19 protein-coding genes and 1 pseudogene are annotated in these 21,254 nt (G+C 54.8%); all 20 read right to left on the bottom strand.

Annotated features, from left to right (window positions below; translation table 11 throughout):
* Complete coding sequence (locus EPYR_RS03300; RefSeq protein ID WP_012666991.1) at positions 1 to 969, bottom strand: hypothetical protein; 969 nt, start codon at positions 967 to 969, stop codon at positions 1 to 3.
* A 17-nt stretch (positions 970 to 986) separates the two neighbouring features.
* A complete protein-coding gene (locus EPYR_RS03295) occupies positions 987 to 1,781 on the bottom strand; it encodes a PP2C family protein-serine/threonine phosphatase (RefSeq protein WP_012666990.1) in 795 nt (264 codons plus the stop codon).
* Positions 1,778 to 3,598: a type VI secretion system-associated FHA domain protein TagH gene (tagH, locus tag EPYR_RS03290; RefSeq protein WP_012666989.1), complete on the bottom strand. Its 1,821-nt coding sequence runs from the start codon at positions 3,596 to 3,598 to the stop codon at positions 1,778 to 1,780. Before tagH ends, EPYR_RS03295 begins: the two co-directional genes overlap by 4 nt.
* A 350-nt stretch (positions 3,599 to 3,948) precedes the next feature.
* Positions 3,949 to 4,350, bottom strand: a complete 402-nt coding sequence (locus EPYR_RS03285) for a lysozyme inhibitor LprI family protein (protein WP_012666988.1) — start codon at positions 4,348 to 4,350, stop codon at positions 3,949 to 3,951.
* A 209-nt stretch (positions 4,351 to 4,559) separates the two neighbouring features.
* A pseudogene (locus EPYR_RS21495) lies at positions 4,560 to 4,796 on the bottom strand (lysozyme inhibitor LprI family protein); the annotation flags it as partial.
* 629 nt (positions 4,797 to 5,425) lie between these two features.
* On the bottom strand, positions 5,426 to 6,208 hold the full coding sequence (locus EPYR_RS03280; RefSeq protein ID WP_012666987.1) for a lysozyme inhibitor LprI family protein: 783 nt from the start codon (positions 6,206 to 6,208) through the stop codon (positions 5,426 to 5,428).
* A 170-nt stretch (positions 6,209 to 6,378) separates the two neighbouring features.
* Positions 6,379 to 6,684: a lysozyme inhibitor LprI family protein gene (locus EPYR_RS18850; RefSeq protein ID WP_226060722.1), complete on the bottom strand. Its 306-nt coding sequence runs from the start codon at positions 6,682 to 6,684 to the stop codon at positions 6,379 to 6,381.
* A 155-nt stretch (positions 6,685 to 6,839) separates the two neighbouring features.
* Positions 6,840 to 7,577, bottom strand: a complete 738-nt coding sequence (locus EPYR_RS03275; RefSeq protein WP_012666986.1) for a hypothetical protein — start codon at positions 7,575 to 7,577, stop codon at positions 6,840 to 6,842.
* Positions 7,578 to 7,601: 24 nt separating this feature from the next.
* Positions 7,602 to 8,045, bottom strand: a complete 444-nt coding sequence (locus EPYR_RS18845; RefSeq protein ID WP_012666985.1) for a DUF5675 family protein — start codon at positions 8,043 to 8,045, stop codon at positions 7,602 to 7,604.
* A gap of 54 nt (positions 8,046 to 8,099) precedes the next feature.
* The gene (locus EPYR_RS03265) at positions 8,100 to 8,582 is read right to left on the bottom strand and encodes an Hcp family type VI secretion system effector (protein WP_012666984.1); all 483 of its coding nucleotides are present in this window, start codon (positions 8,580 to 8,582) and stop codon (positions 8,100 to 8,102) included.
* Between the two features lie 271 nt (positions 8,583 to 8,853).
* Complete coding sequence (locus EPYR_RS03260) at positions 8,854 to 9,111, bottom strand: hypothetical protein (protein WP_231839703.1); 258 nt, start codon at positions 9,109 to 9,111, stop codon at positions 8,854 to 8,856.
* A gap of 14 nt (positions 9,112 to 9,125) precedes the next feature.
* On the bottom strand, positions 9,126 to 10,625 hold the full coding sequence (gene tssC / locus EPYR_RS03255; RefSeq protein ID WP_012666982.1) for a type VI secretion system contractile sheath large subunit: 1,500 nt from the start codon (positions 10,623 to 10,625) through the stop codon (positions 9,126 to 9,128).
* 3 nt (positions 10,626 to 10,628) lie between these two features.
* Complete coding sequence (gene tssB, locus EPYR_RS03250) at positions 10,629 to 11,165, bottom strand: type VI secretion system contractile sheath small subunit (RefSeq protein ID WP_012666981.1); 537 nt, start codon at positions 11,163 to 11,165, stop codon at positions 10,629 to 10,631.
* A 62-nt stretch (positions 11,166 to 11,227) separates the two neighbouring features.
* The gene (gene tssA / locus EPYR_RS03245; RefSeq protein WP_012666980.1) at positions 11,228 to 12,235 is read right to left on the bottom strand and encodes a type VI secretion system protein TssA; all 1,008 of its coding nucleotides are present in this window, start codon (positions 12,233 to 12,235) and stop codon (positions 11,228 to 11,230) included.
* Positions 12,236 to 12,252: 17 nt separating this feature from the next.
* Entirely contained in the window at positions 12,253 to 12,963 is a 711-nt protein-coding gene (tagF, locus tag EPYR_RS03240) for a type VI secretion system-associated protein TagF (protein ID WP_012666979.1), read from the bottom strand.
* A 16-nt stretch (positions 12,964 to 12,979) separates the two neighbouring features.
* Positions 12,980 to 16,612, bottom strand: a complete 3,633-nt coding sequence (gene tssM, locus EPYR_RS03235) for a type VI secretion system membrane subunit TssM (protein WP_012666978.1) — start codon at positions 16,610 to 16,612, stop codon at positions 12,980 to 12,982.
* Between the two features lie 3 nt (positions 16,613 to 16,615).
* Positions 16,616 to 17,857 carry a DotU family type VI secretion system protein gene (locus EPYR_RS03230; RefSeq protein WP_012666977.1) on the bottom strand — a complete coding sequence of 414 codons (1,242 nt, stop codon included), beginning with the start codon at positions 17,855 to 17,857 and terminating at the stop codon, positions 16,616 to 16,618.
* A gap of 17 nt (positions 17,858 to 17,874) precedes the next feature.
* Positions 17,875 to 19,218: a type VI secretion system baseplate subunit TssK gene (tssK, locus tag EPYR_RS03225; protein WP_012666976.1), complete on the bottom strand. Its 1,344-nt coding sequence runs from the start codon at positions 19,216 to 19,218 to the stop codon at positions 17,875 to 17,877.
* Between the two features lie 19 nt (positions 19,219 to 19,237).
* Positions 19,238 to 19,750, bottom strand: coding sequence for a type VI secretion system lipoprotein TssJ (gene tssJ / locus EPYR_RS03220; protein WP_012666975.1), 513 nt, complete (start codon positions 19,748 to 19,750; stop codon positions 19,238 to 19,240).
* 24 nt (positions 19,751 to 19,774) lie between these two features.
* Positions 19,775 to 20,275: a hypothetical protein gene (locus tag EPYR_RS03215; protein ID WP_012666974.1), complete on the bottom strand. Its 501-nt coding sequence runs from the start codon at positions 20,273 to 20,275 to the stop codon at positions 19,775 to 19,777.
* Positions 20,276 to 21,254: the final 979 nt, after the last annotated feature.

The following is a 21,254-nucleotide window of genomic DNA, read 5'->3' as shown; positions in this document are numbered from 1 at the left end:
TTAATGCAGGGTACGGAAGGCACCGGCGGCCGGGTCCTGCAGCTGTGGATGCAGCTCATCCACCAGTTTGATGGTCAGGTCAGTGCTGTTTTTCAGCAGCGGCGACCACAGATTACGCACTTCATTCAGCCGTTGTTGCAGAGTGTTGTTATTGGCAGCCTCTGCGGCAGAGATCCGTAACACCAGTAAGCCGTTCGCCTGCCAGCCGTTCAGCTCCGGGGCATAGGGCAGCACCATCCAGCTGTCTGCCAGCTTGCTGTCGTTCAGCACCATGCGCTGATTGTTTACCGTGACAATTTGCAGGCCGCTGCCCGGCGTTTTACCATTCAGACCAGCCACCGGGAAGCCTTGCAGGAAGGTCATCGGCAGATTTTTCGCCGCACCATTTGCCAGCTGGGTGGTTTCGCCCGATCCCTTTAGCCAGCCGTCGCTGCCGCAGCTGACGCCGCCTTTGGCCGGAACAAACAGCGCGCTGGTCTGGCTGCTGCCGCGCCAGTAGGTGCGGAAGTGACAGCCGTCCAACAGGCTGAACTGCACCCACGGCGTGGTATCTGCCGCTGGTGAAAGGTCTTCCGCCGCCGGGGTTTGGCCCACTGCTGGCGTATGCACTGGCGCTTGCGCCGTGGCTCTCACCGCCCAGCCCTGAGCTTTGCTGGCGCTTCCCGCAGCCAGCTTTTTGCCGCTGCTGTCAGTCATCTGCCAGTTAATCTGATTGAGTGCGGTGCACTGCTTCTGCAAAAAGCTGCCCACCTTTGGCAAATAGTCATCCAGCAGCGCCGGATCTTTTTTGCCATTGGCCACAATGCGCAGCGGCAGCTCGCGCGCGCACCAGCCTTCGGGGCTGTTACTTTTTACGTTATCGATCCAGATATCCAGCTTAAGCGCCGGGGACTGGACGAGCCGGAAATCCTGCGCCCATGCGCTGGACGCGATGATGAAAGTCAACGCACCTGACAGCCAATATTTCATAAGTTCCTTTTCCTGTATTAATCGCGCAGAGCAATAAATTGTGCTGCTTCCGACAGGGAATGCAGCAGCGTGGTGTCTTGTGGCTCCCCCACCCAGACGGCAACCGCACTGTAGTTGTCCTGCTTGTCGTCCGACTGTTGGTCATTCTTTTTAATCATCTGCTGCATTAACGTCAGCCATTCTTGCGGCGTGTTGACCATATGCAGCGACTGCTGCATATGGTGCTGCGACACGCCGTGCCAGAAGCCATCGGTACACAGCAGAAACGCATCGCCATCTTCTATTGGCACCACGTCGCTGTAGCTGGCATCCCGGTCTTCATCGCCCATCCCCAGGGCAAAATAGAGCAGGTTGCCGTTGATGCCGTCGGTCTGATGCCCGGCATCCTTCATCTGCTGCACCAGGCTGTGATCGGTGGTGACGTGGTAGAGATAACCACGCCGGAACAGATAGAGGCGGCTGTCACCGGCATGCGCCCAGTAGGCCAGCTGATAATCGCGGTCGATAAACAGACTGACCAGCGTGGTGCCCATACGGTGATGGGGCGGATCGGCTTTCTGCCGCTGACGGATGGCGCTGTTGGCATCGTTGACATACTGGCGGATCAGCTGGGCGTTAAGATGCTGCTGACCGTCAAAGCGCTGCAACAGGGTATCGCGCGCCACGCTGGCGGCAATATCGCCGCCGGGCAGGCCCGCCACGCCATCGCACACCACAAAGCAGGCGGAACGGTCGCCGACAATTTCACCGACCTGATCCTGATTGCTGGTGCGCGCTCCCTGATTCGACATTGAGGCTAAAGTAATATTCATCTTTCTTCCGATCTGATCTGTGAGTCTTTGTACTGGTTGACTTCCATATCGTAAGCATGGAGGAAGGCTTCACCAAACAGGGTATGGAAGTCGTCTTCAATCTCGCCGGCGGTTTCGCTATAGCGTTTGCTGAAGTGGTCCCACAGCGCGGCTTTGCGGCTGCCCGGCAGCGACAGGCGCGAGATGGCACCTTCCTGGCGCGCTTCCTCCTCCAGCTGCTGGGGATTAAATGATTGCAGCATCGAGGCAATCAGCGCACGGATGCCGGCGATCATCCCCAGCTGGTGCGCCTGCAAATCGACCAGCGCATCGCGCACCGACTGTTTTGGCGGCATAAAGCCCGGCATGCGGCTGCCAAACATCTGCATCAGTACCGATTTGCCGGACGGCAGCAGCTTAAACGGGTTATTGGCCTCGTCGAGGATCACCGTCATTTCGGCTTTTACGCCGCGCTTAAGGATCGAACGCGAAGAGAGCAGCGCCACCGTGCCCTGCGAGAACATGCTGAGCATCTGCCCCAGCTCCTGCATCGCGTGCTGGTCAAAGCGCGGTGTGGGTTGCAGATCCTGCAGGCCCATACCGCCGACCAGCGCCGCCATCAGATCGCCGTCCAGCACTTCACCGCTGCTGCCGCTGCTGTGCGCCGTGCTGTTGGCCACCGGGTCGATACTCAGCCGACCTTTCGGTGGTGGAGTGCTGCTACGCGCGCGCGCCTGAGGGGTCGGCAGCGTAATACCGCCGTAGTCACCGCTGGCGGAGGACGCCGTAGGCTGAGCGGCGGCCGGGCCAGGCGGCGGCACGTCAAACAGCGGCGAGTTGGCCTCGTCTGACTGCTGCGTTTTGTCGTCGCCAAACAGGCTGAAATCGCTGTCCGGCAGCTCATCCGCCGAAGATGATGTTTTTTCCCCGGTGACAGGCGGCACGGGTTCTGGCGTTAGCGGAATGATCGGCTGCTCTGAGGTCTGCTGCGGCTTATCCTCTGGCGGCGTCAGCGGCACGGCGCTGCCCATCATCAGGCCGAGCGGGTCGTCGCGATCGACCTGTGGCGCTGCGCCTGCGCCGAACAGCGCCAGCGGGTCCTGCTCATCCTGACGTGCGCCCTGCGTAACGCTGCTTTTTGCCCCCGGCGGCTGGAACAGCGTACTGGGGGTGCTGTCATCAAAGATGCTGTCCTGTTTAAACAGCGGATCCTGGTTAAACAGGCGGTCGGGGGTGCGATCGCGGCGTTCGAGGTTTAGCGGATCGCTGTTCTGCGCCAGCTGCGCCAGCGGATCGGCCGGATTACGCTCGGCGGCGGCCGGGGCGGTCAGCGGGTTAGCCTGGCTTTGCGGTTTGGCTTTGCTGCGGCTGGAGAGGTTATCGGAGATCGAGAACTCCTGCGCCAGGCTGTCCCAGATCTCGCTGGGGATAGCAGCTGGCGCAGCGGCTGCCGCCGGGGCGACCGGCTGCGGGCGCGGCGCTGCGGGCGCTGGCACCGGCTGGCTTAGCGGCTGCGCGCCTGCGCTCAGTTCGCTGACCTGCAGGCGATAGTCGTCAATGCCGATAATATCGCCATCCTGCAGCTCGACCTGGCGGCCACGCTCCAGCGGAATATCATTCAGGTGGACGCGCGTCACGTTGCCACGATTGGTGATATGGCACTCGCCCGTGGCGCTGATATGCACGATAGCCTGCAGGCGTGAAATGGTGCGGTCATCATCCGGCAGCACCAGGTTGTTATCAGCACCACGACCAATGGTGCCGCCGGGCGGCAGAAAGTCGCAGCTGCCCTGCGGCGGCTGCTGGCCCTGTTTGCTCGTTATAATTGTAAATCGCATAACGTGTTCCTGCGTTTAGGTGGTTACCTTTCTGCATCAATGATGCAGGGTAATACGGCGGTTAAACTGCGCCCCTCTGGGGAAAAGCGGCGGGGTTTAGGCGCTGGGTTTGGGGTGCTGCGTAGGTGGCGATCGTTTTAACTACTGCTGATACGCTTAACGCAGACTGCCAGCTGGAGCGCATAATTAAAAGAGAGAGTGATAATAATTTATTCATGGTTTTCCTTATCGATGGTGACTTATGAGATAACCAGCTTGCTTTCACCATTTGCAATTATTAGTTATATGCAACCTTAAATACAATGCACCGTAAAAAGCAGGGTGCATTTTTTTGATGCAAACAGCTAAATTCAATCGTATGGTATTTCTTTTAACTGCTTGCTTCTGTTTTCATCTAATTCAGCAATGCAATTATTAGTGAATACAATATAAGGATTACTGTTTTTGTCAGCAATGTGTGCAAATAACTTACATTGCCCATCGCGATATTTCAGCCACCCCCGCTGAGACTCAATAAAAGTAGTGAGGTATTCTTTTTTTACATCAGCCTCATGAGAAAACAGATCATCGATGCGTGTCTTCGCCGCGAGGTACTCATGATTAAGGTTCTTTTCGGCTGTGTCTTTATTTTTTTCCGCACAGGTAAAAACAGCCGGATCGCTGGTTTCCTTTGCACAATCGTCGATTGCATAAGCGGAGCAGCTTATCTGTAGCCCTGCGAGCAGAAGAGAAAGTGATAATAGCCTATTCATCGTTTTCCTTATCAGGGGTTATCTATTTAGTTACATATTGTGGCCTGGATAGCCATTCAGATATTGATAAAAGCTGATAAGGAATAGCAATAAATATAAACAACATAGTTACCTGGTATCAGGTAATTCATTGTTAAATAATTAAGCACCACGTTTTATTGAATATGGAATGAATATATTATCACTCCATAGCGTGGTAACAGATCAACTTACTTTACCGCCTCAACAAGGACAGAGACACGATTCTGCATTTTATCCGAGATGCATTGAGTGTTATCACCACAGGAGTTGCGTTCCTTCAACCAATTACGTTGCGAAACCTTCAACGCTTCCAGCTCCTTTTTCACGTTAATACCGATACCCTTTATATATTGTTCAGAGATACTGTACGCCAGGGTAACACTTCTATCCCAGGAGGAGAGTTCATAATCAGGGCAGATTGCTTTCTCAGTTTTTGATGTGGCTTTTTACAATCAAATGATGGTGTAGGAGTGACTTTCGCCGGTAACTTTTCAAGTAATAGATAGGTTTGATTAAACCAGTTTGTCAGGATCTTATCATCATCATATTTTATCAGCCAGTTGCCAATTTCTTGTCCCCTAGGTCCCAAAAAACCGCTCTTGCATGAGATTAAGTAAGGTGTCACCTTAGTATTTCCAGCTAAGGGTAAGTCATACTCTTTAGCTGCTTTATCGTTTGGTTCTTCACCAGCAGTTAAAGCTACAAGTGAATCGAGTGGTAGCGGTGATTTTTTAGTGAATGTTGGAAACTGGCACCCCTGTATAACGACCCCGCCATTAATAATGGCTGTCCTTAAAATTCACGGTTCGCCCAACTAAATTAGGGTCTCCAGGGATAAGATCAGGACGTCTTGATATATTTGTGTTTTTATAGAGATTTTTCACCTCCCAGTCACCTTTGAGGTTTAGTGAGGAATCATTACGAGCGTATGCCTGAAATAGAGAAAATGGCCCACTAATTAAAAGTAAAAGAATATTTAATCTCATAAAGAATACCTTCTTTCTAAAATTGGCTTATTCATTGTATTCCTTATCTGCGCTGTAATAGTCGATCGCTACTCATTTTGAGTTTCTGCTAATTTTTCCATACGCTCTGTCATACTTTTAGCCAGGCACTGAGGATCAGATCCACACTGGTTTCTGTTCATCAGCCAGGCTTTCTGACTGGCAACGACGGTAGCTAACAGCTCTGTGTTAGCGACATCTTTAGCCAGTGCTTTAGCAACACGCCAGGCATCAAATACGCTCTTATCCAGAGAAGAAAGACGATAGTCAGCACAGATGGCCTTTTCACTTTCCGCTTGTGCTTTGCCGCAATCAAACGAGGGTTTTATATCATTTTTATTAACCGGATTAAGTTCAACAAGGGTTGTCTCACCCCAGTTAATAATAATCTCTGCGGGTGAAAGCTGGGCTATCATTGCCCCATATTCCCCATAGCCACCTCCGTCAAACATACCTGTCTGGCAATGCACAGTAAAGGTGGTGACAATATCACTGCCTCTGACATTTAAACGCCAGGCTTTGGCACCGGTTGTTTCAGCTATCCCGGTTGCTCTTTTTACCCATTCATCAAGCGCTAATTTTTGCTTTTGATAATCAGGCATTTTGCAGTCAAAAAAGTCAGGCAGATCGCTCTCTATATTATTTTTATTGAGCTGGAGAAAACGACCTACAAGACGAGGATCGTTTTCACCGTAAATCATTCGCCTGCCAGAATCGACGTCTGGATGTACTTTTTTAACTTGCCAAAGTGTATTTTCTAAATTTAGAGCACTGGCATTAAGCGCATAAGTTGCAGTTACCATAAAACTGATAAGGACAGTAAATATTCTCACACCAGGTCCATGTATTGAGTTTCAAATTTTTAATGGATTATTAAACGGGCTGCTTTCAGTTTCTACTACGGTGTTATATGGATGGCTAATATTAGCACTTCAACCCATACAACACCGTATATATCTGTATTTATCACAACTAAAAGCTCAATAAAACACTCAGATAGCAATTAAGGAATCTTCTTCAATCGTTTTATTCTTTCAATATTACGATTAGTGATACAAACATTAGTGAAAGTAATACTTGGATTTGATCCTTCATCCGCCGCGCAACCTGCTAACTGACAATCATACTCACGGTATTTAAGCCAGGCTCTCTGCGCTGCCAGTAACTTATCAAGATATCTTTTCTTTTCAGCCTGGTCACTTTTTAAGTAATACTCAACGCGACTTTTGGTTGCTGCGTATTCTTTGTTTAAATCAGCCTCGGCCTCAATTCTGTTTTTGTCTGCACAGGCATAAACCTTAGGATCAATCTTGCCCTTAGAGCAATCATCGATGGCATAAGCGGTACTTGCCTGTAGGGCAAGGATCAGTAAAGAGAGTGATAATAATTTATTTATAACGTCCCTTATCTGCGCTGGTTTCTCACATAGCTATTGATATGTTATAAACAAAGGTTGGACTAACTCTAATTCAGCAAAGAGAGATCGGACTTTAAAATATAGCCGCGAATATTGCCGGACATCTCTGGCTTAGATTCATCATAAATGGCCGCATAGATCCACTCAGCGTTGATACTCTTTATCTTTACTACAGTATCGTCAGTGGTAACGGTATAGACAACTTTACTTTTTGCATCTGGCTGTGATTTAAATGTCACCGTTTCTTTATTAAGATTTTTGGAAAAGCGTTGTAACCAGGGATAACCCCCACAACCACTGCGCCTGGCAATATCCTCTGCGTTATGCTGACCGCTGGCCGTCGCCTTAAAAGAGATAAAGTGCGCATAATAATTTTTGTTGTCGCACTCCACATTTTCCAACTCGCTGCTCAGGGTTAATGAACCAGCCTGTTCAATATGCCCCTCTTTGAAACGAAAGAAGTTATCGGGGATAGCGATAAACTCTTTTTTAATTAAGGCAATAGTTCTGGCATCCGTAAAATTGCTGTTCTCTGGTAAACCTTCTCTGTTTTTTGTTTTGAACAGATCAATCACTTTGGGAGATGTCTGGCTACTGCCATCCAGGAAGCGCAGCATCAGTTCAGACTTACCCTCTGAACCGTCATCATTTACAGCAGGAAACCAATATGCCTGTAATATGCCTTCGATATTTTTTTCATTGGCTTCGCTATCGTTGGCGTAAACTGCGAATGAAGAAAGTAAAGTAACAATCAACAAAAAAATATACTTTTTCAACTTTAACATCACTACCTCTTTGAAGTTTTTGATCTATCGACATAATGAATAACAACTGGTAATTCTTACCTTGACGTTTTCAATACCAACTCTTTGCAAAAACTCTTTCAACTCAAGTAATTTAGGAACACTGGAAAGTACGCTATTCTGAGTTTTCACGGAACCAATTAATAAACAACCATCACTATCAGATGCTACATTTCCATTGTGGATTAATATATATCTCGAAACAGGAACAGTGGCATTATACAAAAGCGGAACAGGATTATGTTTAGCAATTGAGTGTTTCCCGCTATTATGCCACTTTAAATTATATATTCCTTCTGGAATCCTCAACCTTAAATTAGATATTATAGTATCAGGCCCCGGTCTTTCCAGCATGAACCCTGAAATATCTGTTCCGGAAATAGAAAATTTACTTATTGTTGATAATGATGTTTCCCACATTCTAACAATACTTATTGTCGCAGAAGTCATTACTCATTCCTTATAAAAAAAGTAACCCCTGATGGGGTTACTAAAACGTAGTGATTACGCTTCTTTATTCTCTTTAATATTCCAGCCAGCGCTGCTTTCTGCGCCTTTACCACCGGTGGTGCTCTGCTCCCAGTACTGCTGTTTCACTTTGGCAGCCTGGAATGCGTAGGTTACGCCCAAAGTTTCCCCGTTTCCTGCACCCGAGAACTCGACGCGGGTTACCAGCACGTCTTCCAGAGTAATACGGGTGTACTCAATCTGAGTGCCGCCCGCTTTACATACGGAAACTTCTACTTTACCGACGTGCTTACCGCTGGCGCAGTTTTTCAGCAGCGCGGTAACTGCTTTATCGATTTTTGCATCAACGTGCAGATCGTTAAAGTTCACTTTACCGGCACCGCCGCCGCCGCCTACGGACATGTTGCCCGGCTGGGTAGCGCCCCAGGAGAAAGAAGTCACATCGATCCAGCCGGTGTGGTTAGCATCTTTAGATTCACCGGTAACACCGTCAACTTTCAAATACATATCAATAGCCATGGTTATCTACTCTCATTAGTTAAGTTATTGCTTTTACCCTGCTTCCTTCAGGAAACCTTTGGGTTTAGATAAAGCACTGATATAGCATACAGATAAATATACAAATAAATATTCTATATTTACCTCTGCCCTGCTTCTGAATATCGCCACGCGGGAGGTATTCAGAGATATATAGCGATCAATCATATCCCCACTATTAACCGCTAAATTTGATGACGCTTAGCCTGCTTTATTTACCAGCAGGCCAGCGCTGATTATTTACTGTCGGCCGTTAAGCTGACCTGAGTTTTTCTGCAATACCATAAATGCCAATCAAAATAGCTATAGCAACGATCATCAGGGCAATATGCAATGCGATTGCAGTCGCGGAAATATGCCAGTCGAATATCAGAACATAATAGCCAGCACAGGCAACAAAACCGAGGAAAGCCAGGTACGTCAGCGCTATACGCAATAACCAGCGCAGCGATTTTCTCAACACCCGCTTTCCTCCCGCTAAAGAGGCGGTATTGCCGCCCCTTTCTGTCACCCCGCCCCGCTTTATCACGCGTCGTTCGATTTCAGCGACGGCAGTTTGGACACCAGGCGCAGCGACACGGTAAGACCTTCCAGCTGGTAGTGCGGACGCAGGAAGAACTTGGCCGCGTAGTAGCCCGGGTTATCTTCGATCTCCTGCACCTGCACCTCAGCGGCAGCCAGCGGCTTGCGTGATTTGGTTTCCTGCGAGGAGTTAGCCGGGTCACCGTCAACGTAGTTCATCACCCAGTCGTTCAGCCAGCGCTCCATCTCGTCGCGCTCGCGGAAGGAGCCAATCTTGTCGCGCACGATGCACTTCAGGTAGTGAGCAAAGCGGCAGCAGGCGAACAGATACGGCAGGCGCGCCGCCAGTCGGGCGTTAGCGGTGGCGTCGGCATCGTGGTACTCCGCCGGTTTTTGCAGCGACTGTGCGCCGATAAAGGCGGCAAAATCGGAGTTCTTGCGGTGCACCAGCGGCATAAAGCCGTTTTTCGCCAGCTCGGCTTCACGCCTGTCGCTGATGGCGATTTCGGTCGGGCATTTCATGTCCACGCCGCCGTCGTCGCTCGGGAAGGTGTGGCACGGCAGGTTTTCCACCGCGCCGCCGGACTCGACGCCACGGATCGAGGTACACCAGCCAAAATCTTTAAACGAGCGGTTGATATTGGCCGCCATCGCGTAGGCGGCGTTGGTCCAGGTGTAGTTGCCGTGGTTAGCGCCGTCGGTCTGCTCTTCAAAGTCGAAGCTGTCCACCGGGTTGGTGCGGATGCCATAAGGCAGACGCGACAGGAAGCGCGGCATCACCAGGCCGAGGTAGCGCGCATCTTCCGATTCACGCAGGCTGCGCCAGGCGGCGTATTCGGTATTCTGGAAGATTTTGGTCAGGTCACGCGGGTTGGCCAGCTCCTGCCAGGACTCCATCTGCATCACTCCCGGCGCGGTGCCGGTGATAAACGGACAGTGGGCGGCAGAGCCGATACGCGCCATTTCGCTTAGCAGCTCCACGTCCTGTGGGCCGTGATCGAAGTAGTAGTCGCCCACCAGGCAGCCAAAGGGTTCGCCGCCGAACTGGCCGTACTCTTCCTCATAGATCTTCTTAAAGATCGGGCTTTGATCCCAGCTGACGCCCTTATAGCGTTTCAGGGTGCGGCCCAGCTCCTGCTTAGAGATGCTCATAAAGCGGATTTTCAGCATCTCGTCGGTTTCGGTGTTGTTAACCAGATAGCTCAGGCCGCGCCACGCCCCTTCCAGCTGCTGGAAGTCTTCATGGTGGATAATCTGGTTGACCTGCTGGGAAAGCTTGTCGTCGATCTCGGCAATCAGCGCCTGGATGGTGCGGTAGGCATCGTTGGAGACGGTAACGCTATTTTCCAGCGCCTGCTGCGCAAGGGTTTTCACCGCGCTTTCCACCGCCGCGCGCGCCTGGTCGCTTTTCGGGCGGAACTCTTTATTCAGCAGCGCGCTGAACGCGTCCTCGCTGTAGGCCTGCTGCTGCAAATCGCCTGACTGTTGGAATGGGTTGCTCATCGCTTACTCCTTGTTGCCGTGGTCGTCGGCTGCCTTGTCGTCAGCTTTCGGCAGATGGCTGAGTGATTGCAGCAGCGTCGGGTCCTGCAGGATTTTGCCGATCAGTTCTTCCGCACCGTTTTTGCCATCCATATAGGTCAGCAGGTTAGCCAGCTGGGTACGGGCATCCAGCAGCTGATTGAGTGGCTCGACTTTACGTGCCACCGCATCCGGCGAGAAGTCTTCCATGCTGTTAAAGGTCAGATCGATATTAAGACGCCCTTCTCCGGTCAGGGTGTTTTCTGCCTGGAATGCCACGCGTGGTTTGAGCGCCTTCATGCGTTCGTCGAAGTTGTCGACGTCGATTTCAAGGAACTTACGTTCATCAACGCCCGGCTGCGGATCCAGCGGTTTCCCGACCAGGTCGGACATCACGCCCATCACGAAGGGCAGCTGGATTTTGCGTTCCGCACCATAGATTTCCACGTCGTACTCAATCTGCACGCGTGGCGCGCGGTTACGGGCAATGAATTTTTGCCCACTGGATTTACTGACTGCCATGGTGTTCTCCATTGTGTGTGCGCGTTATGAAATTTTGACGCGTATAGCGCCTGCGATGCAGGCTATGAGTGGTCGCGACGCCCGAAAATCGTCTCCAGCTGGTGTACGCCGTCCGGGGCGAGATCGCGGATAATGTCCATAAAGTCCAGCTCTATCATGCGTTGTACCCGCCCGATCATCAGCGGGGCGGGATGGCTTGGCTCGTGCTGGCTGAAATACTGTTTGACCTTTTCCAGCATCAGCTGCGCATCGCTGCGCGAACCCAGCTGCACGCTGCGCCAGTCGGCGTGCAGCTGGGCGGCGGGCGGCGGCGTAGCGCTGCTGGCGGCGGTTTCCGTCTGGGGGATCAGGGTGTTGAGGTCGGTGGCCTGACAGCCGGCAGCCACGGTATTAATGGTTTTCAGCAGCTGCTCCATTTCCGGCAGGGCCGTAGCGCCCAGCTGTTCGGTCAGGGTCTCGCGAATTGTCAGTAACCGCTCACTTATCTTAATGACCGCTTCAATACCGGGCTGCCCTCCACGCGCCAGCTCATCCTGCAGGCGGGCGCGGCCACCGGGATAGCCGGAGCATTCGGTTTTGCTGCCGTCGAGCAGCGCACAGGCGTCACGCAGACTGATTTCGTCGGTGGCATAGCGCAGCAGCGGAGCCTGGCGCAACGCGCCGGTCAGTGCCGATTTGTCCCCCAGCGCCGCCAGCGCGTTAAGGCGGTAAAACGGATCCTCTACGCCATCTTCTTCCAGTGACGGCCACAGCGGCTGCCAGTAAAGCAGCAGCGCCTGCTGGATCAGCTGCAGGCCGTCGGCATAGCCGCTCAACCCTCTCAGCTGGGTCCAGGCGCGGGTTAGCGCCAGCATCACGCGCAGATCTTTGCTGCGCCCCAGCAGATCCAGCGCCAGCCGCTCGACTTTGTTCCAGTCCGCCGGTTCCGCCGGAATGATGGTATCGCCAAACTGCTGTTCGGCTTTACCGGCGCTGGCCTGGTCCATCGCCATGTAGTCGGCGTCATATTCAAGGTTTTCCCCACAGGGGCGGTCAGGCGTGACCGGGGCCAGCAGCGCTTCAAGATTCATCGCGTTTCCTTACTCGGTTACTCAAACATCGGTGGGTAAAGCCCGTTACGACCGGGCTTCGCGCCCGCCGCCGGGTCGAACAGCATCGAAAATAGCTGGCTGGTGAAGTTGCCGCTGTGCACATGGGTATAAAGCGGATAGCCATCGGTGCGGTTGGTCCACCAGAAGCTGCTGTACTGCTGTGGGCTGAAGCAGTCCGCCGCCTGACGCCAGCCCAGCGTGTCCTGCTGGTCATCGTAGCCAATCGCCTCCAGAATGCCGGATGCGTCGTTCTCCTCCGGCTCGGGCGGGGCGGGGATCGCCAGCAGCGCCGCGTCGAGCTGTTCGGCCGAACAGCCGTTGCGCACGCCCAGCAGCAGGGTACGCCCCAGCTGCTGATACCACTCGCCCGCCCGCGCCAGGCGCTGGGGGGACCACTGCGTCAGGCTGTAACTGAGCAGCGCACAGACCGGATACTGCCGCCCCACGCTGTCGCGGGCGGGTAGCAGGCAGCCCATTTGCACCAGGCGGCTACCCAGCAGCGGCGGAACGACAAAGTTCCATACCGGGGCATTGCCGAACTGGCGGCCGCCGTCCGGGCGCTGCTCTTCGCTCTGCTTCCAGTCCAGCAGCCCAAGCTGGAACCAGTGGCTCCACGCGTTAAACAGCGCATCCGGGAAGCGGCGTTTCAGAAAATCACCGGCACTGGGCAATTTGCCGTACCAGCCAATTGCAGGCATCTGGCTCATCATCATTTCCTTGCGGCTACGGGCATGAGAACCCGGAAAGCTGAAACGGATTGCGGATGCTGTTCGGAGTGAACTCCAGCGTCACGCGATGGCCGTCAACGTTAAAGCTGGCCTGACGGCTCAGGCTGCTGCTGCCCGGCGCTAACTGTGCACGGTCAAAGAAGCGGTTCAGCGCCCAGACGCCGTTAGTCACCAGCGTAGAGGTGGTGCCATCCACCAGCCCCAGCTGCATACGCACCTGGCTGGTGCCGCCACTGCCCGGCCAGTTCATCAACTGTACCGCCTGCGGCCCGTGGCTATAACGCAGCAGCTGGCCGTCAACATCCAGCGTCAGGTTAAGGATATCGTTATCCATGCGCAGCGTGCGCACCGTCACGCGAAACGCTGGCGTGGTGGCACCGTTAGCAAAGAAGGCATCACGGATGCTTTGCGCCTGCTGGAACGGGCGCAAAATGTCTTCGCCGCCGATGCTCTTGCCGTCAATGCCCGGCGTAAAACGCCAGGCCGACTGCGTGGTATCCACTTTATTGGCGAGGTTATCGCGGAAGAAGCTGTCCATCAGGCCGCTGCCGGGGGCAAACATGCGCGCCAGGTCATCCGGCGTCACTTCGCTGCGCGCCGAACGTACCAGCGGGTAGCGCCCGGCAATCGCCTGGCGGCAGAAGCCGCCCACTTCGCTGCTGATGCGCTTGCGTACGTTTTCCAGTTCGCGGCGCTGCGCGTCACTGCTGGCACCGACCGCGAGCGTGGAGAACAGGGTTTGCAACGAACCGGGTAACCGTCCGGCGCTGGCCTGCAGATGGCTGATGGCATCTCCGGCGGGCGGCGGCATGCCGCTGTTGGCGGCATCCTGCACCGCCGTCAGATAGCGGTACAGGTCATCAATCTGGCGGATAAAGTCATCAAAGGCGATGGTTTTACCGCCCTGTTCCAGCGGCTGTGCCAGTTCGATAACCGGCGCAAAGTGGTTGGCCACCGCCTGTTCAGGAGCCTGCTCTGCCGCCGCCGCCGTACTGTTCTGGCGCGAGCGGAACAGCGCCTGCAGGGTACGGGTGGCGCTGTTATCGGCTTCTGCGTCCTTCTCTTTGCCCGTCTGTTTCTCATCCGTTGGCAATTTTTCCAGCACCAGATAATGGCTGAGGTTCATCACCAGCTTGCGCAGCGGCGAGTTGTTACCGGAAAGCAGCCGGGCGCTATTGATGCGCTGGGCAAGATCGGCGCTGTTGTTCAGCTGAATGTCCTGTAACAGGCCATCCCACTGGCGGATATAGTCGCCGATATACAGCTGGCGCACCGCCGCATCGGTTTGCTGCTGGCTCTCCCCGGCTGACTGTACGCCCAGCACCCAGCGGTCGTCATCATGCAGCGCCGCCGTCACCGCCGCAATATGCTTATCAAAGCTCTGCCAGTAGCCGGCCGGGGTAAACAGGCCGGGAATGCCCTCTGCAATCGAGCGCCCGCTTTTGCGCGAGAACACCAGCTCGCTTTGCGGGCCGCCAAGAGAGGCCAGCGACACCGCTTTCAGGCTTTCATCGCGCTCCAGCAGGCGCTTGAGCCGCCCCCAGACGCGCTGTGACAGCGGCATCTGGTTAATCAGCGCCTGCTCGCGCTTTACCAGCGCGTCATCCCGCGCATAGGGAGAAGCCTGGATCTGGTTTTCCAGCAGCTGGCTAAGATGCCATTCCAGCTGCTTCAGCTGCGCCTGAGTGACGTTCTGCGGCAGAGTGCGCTGCAGGTTGAGCATCAGCCAGGCATGCAGGAACTTGCCGTCATAATGCGGCGGCTGATACAGCATCTGATAAGCTTTCAGCGCCTCATAGCTGTAATCAGCATCGCTGCCGTTATCGTTGCGCAGCCAGCCGGTAATCAGCTGCGCCACCTGCGGCAGCAGCAGCTGCTTCAGCGATCTGTGGTACAGCGCCTGGGTGGCATCGCTGACCTCGGCTCCGCGATACAGCCCCATACGGCGGCTTATCGGCGGTGAGTTCAGGTCAAATTCGCTGCTTTCCGGCAGCGTCAGCAGGCTGTTGAGGAACGGCAGCAGCGCAAACAGATCGCCCTGCTCGCTGCCCTGTAGCGCACTGCTTTGCCGCACCACTTCCGGCACCCGCGCCTGCACCTGTTGCAGATAGCTTTTGTTATTGCCATAGCTGGTAAACCACAGCAACGCGCTAATCACCAGCGCGGCGGCGAGGGCGATATAGCCCGACCACAGCAGCGCCCGGTTGCGCAGCTCCCACCAGCGGTTGCTGCCCGCCAGCCCGGACTCGGGGAAAATCACTTTTTGCAGCACGTCCGTCAGGAAGAAGCTCTGCCCCTTGTTGCCGGGGATCGGCGCGTCTTTACTGGTCTGGTCCCAGCTGCCGCTCTGGCCGCTGGCCGCATCCTGTTGCGGCAGCTGTAAGGCGCGGTTAAGCTCGCCCATAACCCGGTCAAACGGCAGCCCTTCCTGGGTGCCGCTGGCAAAATAGATGCCGCGCGGTGAAAACTGGGTCTCAAAGTCGGAGCGGGCAAACACCCTGTCCAGGTATTCCGCCAGCAGCGGGCGCAGCGCGGCAAATTCTTGCGGAAAGAGAAAACTTTCGGCGCGCGCCTGGCCATCGCTCTCCTGCAGCAGCGTATCCGGCAATCCGGCATCCAGCCGCTGTTGCAGCCGGGCGTACTCCTGGCTGAACGCCGCCTGCAGGTCAAAATCGCTCATCTTCGCCCGTTCCCACGGGAAGGTGAAACCCCAGATCTGTTCGCGCTGGGCCTTGTCGAATTTGGCGAAGTAGGCGCGGAAGCCTTTCAGCAGGTCGGCTTTGGTGACCAGCACGTAAACCGGGAAACGAATGCCCAGCTGTTCATGCAGTTCGGTCAGGCGCTGGCGCAGCGCCACTGCTTGCTGCTGTGCGGCCTCGGCCGACTGAGTTAACAGGTCGGATACGCTGACGGTGACAATCACGCCGTTGATCGGCTGGCGAGCGCGGTATTTGCGCAGCAGGTTGATAAAGCCTTGCCATTCTCCGGCATCCTGCTGCTGCTGGCTCTCCTGGGTGGTGTAACGCCCGGCGGTATCGAGCAGCACCGCTTCATTGGTAAACCACCAGTCACAGTTGCGCGTGCCGCCAATGCCGCGCAGCGCGGATTTGCCAAAGCGGTCGGCCAGCGGGAACTGCAGCCCGGAGTTGACCAGCGCGGTGGTTTTCCCGGCTCCCGGCGCGCCGATAACCACATACCACGGCAGCTGATAAAGATACTGACGGCTGAAGCGCTGCGCCCAGAACGGCGAGCGGCGGCCGGCTGCGTGGGTGAAATGCGCTTTTTTCAGCAGCTCGGAGGCTTCGTTAAAGCGTTCAGCCAGCACCCGGTCTTCGCTGGTCAGACGCGGATTATCACCGTCCGGCTGTTCGCCAGGGGTGGTTTTCAGGCTGCCCATCAGCTTGCGGTTCATCCAGGCGTTGTACAGGCGCGGCACCAGGTTGCCCAGCGCCCACACCAGATAGAGCAGGCCGATACTGATCTGACGGTTGACTTCAGGCTCCAGCGGGCGCGAGTCGGCTATCGAAAATACCGGGCCAATCACCCAGATAATAAACGACAGCGCGGTGATACCGACAAAGCCCCACAGCAGGCGGTGGGTTAAAACGGCAAACAGCATATTCAACATCGGTTAATTTCCTTGCGCCATGTCGTTCAGCTCGGCCCGGGTACTGCCCGGTGACACCAGCAGCGTGATTTCTACGCGTCGGTTGCGGGCGCGATTGCCGGCGCTGTTATTCGGCGCAAGCGGATTGCTATCGCCACGCCCTTCCGCTTTGACCCGCTGCGGCTGCGTCAGATGCTGCTGCAATTGTTCGCTGACCGACTGCGCACGCGCCAGGGAAAGCTCGTAGTTGGAGGCAAAGCGTGCGCTGCGGATCGGTACGTTATCACTGTAGCCCACCACCAGGATGCGGCCGCTGACGTTGTTCATGGCGGCGGCAACGCGATCCAGCACCTCGGCGTAGCGGCCACGCACGTCGGTCGATGCGGAGGTGAACAGGCCGTCACCTTTCAGCGTCACCACGCTGCGGTCGGCTTCATCGCGCACCACCACCAGCCCCTGTTCAATTTCCGGTTTCAGGAAAGTTTTCAGGTTAACCGCTGCTGGCTGCGGCGGCGCGGGATTGTGAATACTGACTTCGGGTAGGGTCGTCTGGTAAATTGAGGCCAGCACCGGGCTGGTATAGTCGCCCAGCCGCCAGTTGAGCAGAATATAGAGCAGGCAGGCGAGGAAGCCCACCACAGCGGTACAGGCCCACAGCGGCACCACCGGACGCCACAGTTGACGCGTCACCGGGTGATCTTCCGGATGTGCCGACAGCGGCGGCGCATAGCCACCGCGCACCGAGCGGATCATCTGCAACAGGCGCTGCCTGATGGTTTCCAACTGGGATCGCCCGTTGTCCATCACCCGGTAGCGCCCCTCAAAGCCCAGCTGCAGGCAGAAGTTAATCAGCTCCAGCAGGGCGATTTGTTCGCGTGGCGTCTGCGACAGACGCGCCAGCAGCTGGAAAAACTTCTCGCCGCCCCAGGTTTCGTTGTGAAAGGTGACCAGCAGCCCGTTGCCGGGCCAGACGCCGCGCCCGCCCCACGGGGTAAGCGCCGCCGCTTCGTCCAGCGCGGTACACAGACAGTAACGCGCGCCAATGATCACTTCCCACGGCAGCCCGGCGCGCTGACAGTTCATTTCAAACTGGCGGATCTCATCGACCAGCCGCTGGCGTAAACCGGCCGGATCGGGATGAGAAATCGAATGGCGAATCTGTGGAATGGCGTTCAGCAGCGGGTTCGCTGCGGCCACCAGAGGATTATGGCTGTTGGCACCGCCCATACCCGCCTGGGCGGCTTCAGAATGTCTTTCCTGTATCATTATGCTTTAGTCCCTGCTCAGACTGAGTGACTGCGGATTGCCCAGAACTCCATCTCCAGCCCCGGGAACTCGCCGGCCAGGTGCAGCGCGAAGGTGCCGGACTTTTCCATTTCCTGCCACAGTTCGCTGCCCTTATCGAGCTGAAAATAGTTGTAGCCAGCGTGCCACGGAATTTGTGGTGGAGCGGCCGGCATTGCCCGCAGCATAATGCCGGGCAGCTGCAGCTGGACCAGATCGCGGATTTTGGTGACGGGAGCCACTTTCATCTGCGCCGGGAAGTGGGTTTGTATCGCTTCGGCCGGCACGTTGGCGCGCACCGCCAGCACAAAGCCAAACTCGCGCACCATCGAGGACTCCGGCACCGTAGCCACGTTCAGGCCGTGTGAGCGCTCGGTCAGCGGCAGCTGCAGCGCATTCTCTTCCATCACCTGCGACAGCCCCTGACGTAGCAGCAGCAGCAGCTGGCTAAAGCAACCAGCCAGATCGTCATGTTGGTAAACCGGCAGCGCCGCGTCCGGGGTGCGCGACGGCATCCAGCTGGTCAGTTCAGCCGCGAACACCAGCCAGCCGTGAAACAACGTTTCAGGATGGACAAGCGGCAGACTTTTCACATGGCTGATATGCCCCAGCTGCTGGTTGATCAGCGTCAGCAGCATAAAGTCGACCATGTCGGCGGTATTAAAGCGCCCAGGCTGCTGCAAGCGCTGGCCAATCTGCTGGCTGCGCTGCGCCAGCAGGGCGTGGATATCGCCTATGTATTCCATCAGCTGCGACTGGTTGATGGCATTGAGCATCGGCGGGATATAGCTGGCGTCCAGACGCAGTTGGTGGTCACTGCGCTTTTCACTGATGCGCGCCACGCCGATGGCGGTCCATTCGGCGCTCAGTTCACTTTCCAGCATCAGCCGCAGACGTAAACGGCCAAACTGTACCGCCGCCTGACCGACCGCCATGGCGTTAAAATCATCCACTTCCCGCTCGAAGCTGATAAAGCGCGCCAGCGAATCACCAGCCTCGCTGAAGATCACCTCTTCACGCCCGCCGCGCCTTGCCGGCAGCGCCAGTACCACTTTGGCCTGAGTCAGATTATCGGGGATAAAGAGCGGCGGTGGCGCGTCGTGACCATTGTAGAAGGCAAACGCCGTGCCGTCCGGCAGCAGGCCGCTGGCCGAGAGCAGCGCGACTTTGCCCTGGCGCAGCATCGATTTATCAAATTCAATGTCGTGCAGACCCCAAAGCCACGGACGCTGCGCCTGTCCCCAGTCGCGCAGCGTGCTTTGCAGGTAGTTTTCGCTCTGCTGAAAATGATGCGGACGCAGAAACATTCCTTCGGTCCAGACTACTTTTTCTGCTTTGCTCATGATGACTCCTGTGTCCGCGTTAATCGCGGGCGTTAATAACACGGACACCGTTGATATCGGCGATAACGTCGGCGCGCAGATTATCCGCATCCCCTTGCCAAATTTGATAAAAATGGCGTTCGGCAGGAAGGGGCACCGGCAAAGAAACTCGCCACTTTTTGCCATCAAGCGTTTGATATTCCGCCATAATGCCGATATAACGCGCCTCCGGGCTGCTCTGCCCGACCCGTTTTTTGTCAGTCTGCCCCGGCATCAGGAAAAACTGCTCACTGTTCAACAGGTTTTGCCCCAGCACTGCCTGCGGATGGGTTTGCAGCGAGTAGAAATCAGCCGCCATAAAATCCGCATCCGACTTCAGCAACAGCACCCGCACCTTTAGCGGAGCCGAATCATTGATCTGAGGGTGAGCCTGAAAAACCAGGCTGTATTGCGCGGGGACACTGCGTGAAGACGAAACACAACCGGCCAGCAGGGTAAACGCTGCCAGTAAAAACGACTGAGTTATCAGGCGAGAAATCGAGAGTCTGTGCATAGTCATGCTGCCATTAACGCGTTATCAGTCAATGATCCAGGTACCGTTGTTGTTGTTCTGGCAGGCTTTGCTGTCACCGTCCACCGCAACACAGGTCTTCTTTTTCGCCGGGGTGCGCACACGTTTACGCCGCTGGTCCGCTTTTACCGTTTGATCGTACAGTGCGCTTTTCACACCGGCACGCAGCGGCACATAGCCGATAAGCTGCTCCTGTCCGGCATCAGCAATGGCAAACCAGTTGTTTTCAACTGAACCCAGCACGGTAAAGGTCTGACCGTTTTCCAGATGGCGTACCAGCTTGCCGCCAAAATCCGGGCGAGCCATTACCGAGGCCGCATACAGCGCACGATACTCTTCATTGACCGGCGTAAAGCTTTGCGGCGGCGTAATAGCGTGGCGGTAGCTCAGTTTAACGCCGTCAACCGTGCTGGAAACCACCGTGTCGTCGGTGATTTGCGGAGGCGGGGTTTTACATCCAACGACGCTCAACACGAACAGCAGACTTAATGCGATACGAATTTTCACCATAATCCTCTTAACGTTTTCTCAAAAATAACGGGGAACGGGCAGTCAAACCCGCAGTACAACCTTAGAAAAAATGACAGTAGCCTGGTTAGCAAAGAAGGATGACGACCCGGCTGGCGCAGTAGTGGCACAGGTCGCCACGGTAAACTGAATATTTTGCTGGCAACGTCAGCCGCTTTCGGGCTGTCGCCAACAAAAATGATTTACATCAGCACAGATAATTGATTGCACACGCCATGCCAAATTAACCAGGCGGGGACACAACGGCTTGAATGATTAATTTTCAGCGTTAAATAAGTCATTAATCGCTCACTGAAATATCACCCGCAAATGTCGCTTGCGGTAACAGGGCATAACCTTTTGAAATATTTGAATGGGCGGTCTGAACCGCCCCCGTGAATGACCGTTTAAAATATGACCTGTCGTGCTGCGGCTGAATCAGCCCAAATGCAACGGATTACGCGTTCTAACAAGAGTGTCAGGAGAGGGTTTTTTAGCAATTACTCGCATAGCTACCGCACGAGATAAACATCAGTCATCCCGCTGACCAGAAAAGGTTCACCCTGAATTGTAAGTTTTTCGGCAATTTTACAGACAAAAATCAATAATTCAACGGCGACCTGGAGCGGGAGTTATCTTCAGATAAACTTATATAAGAATAAAGGAAGTAATTCTACGTAAAGTCTGAAATTAGTTAGGATTTTTCCTATATTAATAAGGGATTTTTTATCATCAACCGACGTTAACCTATCGATAAATCACATTTGCATGACAGGAATTTTTTTTAAAAATTTTGCTCGCCACGCCAAGAAAAAAAGCGCAAGCGGCAGAACAGAGGGCAGGATGGCGATGATGGCTAAAAAGACGTGCACAAAGACAGATTGTTAGAATAAAAAAATGAATCAGCCTGATCATTAGCACAAACAACCAAAACCATAGATTAAGATTCGCTAATGAATGGTTCAGAGCGCAGCAAAGG

The sequence above is a fragment of the Erwinia pyrifoliae DSM 12163 genome, from assembly GCF_000026985.1.
Classification (GTDB): Bacteria; Pseudomonadota; Gammaproteobacteria; order Enterobacterales; family Enterobacteriaceae; genus Erwinia; species Erwinia pyrifoliae.
The sequence above is the reverse complement of the archived record's forward strand: the minus strand, read 5'-3'. Positions and strand labels throughout refer to the sequence as shown.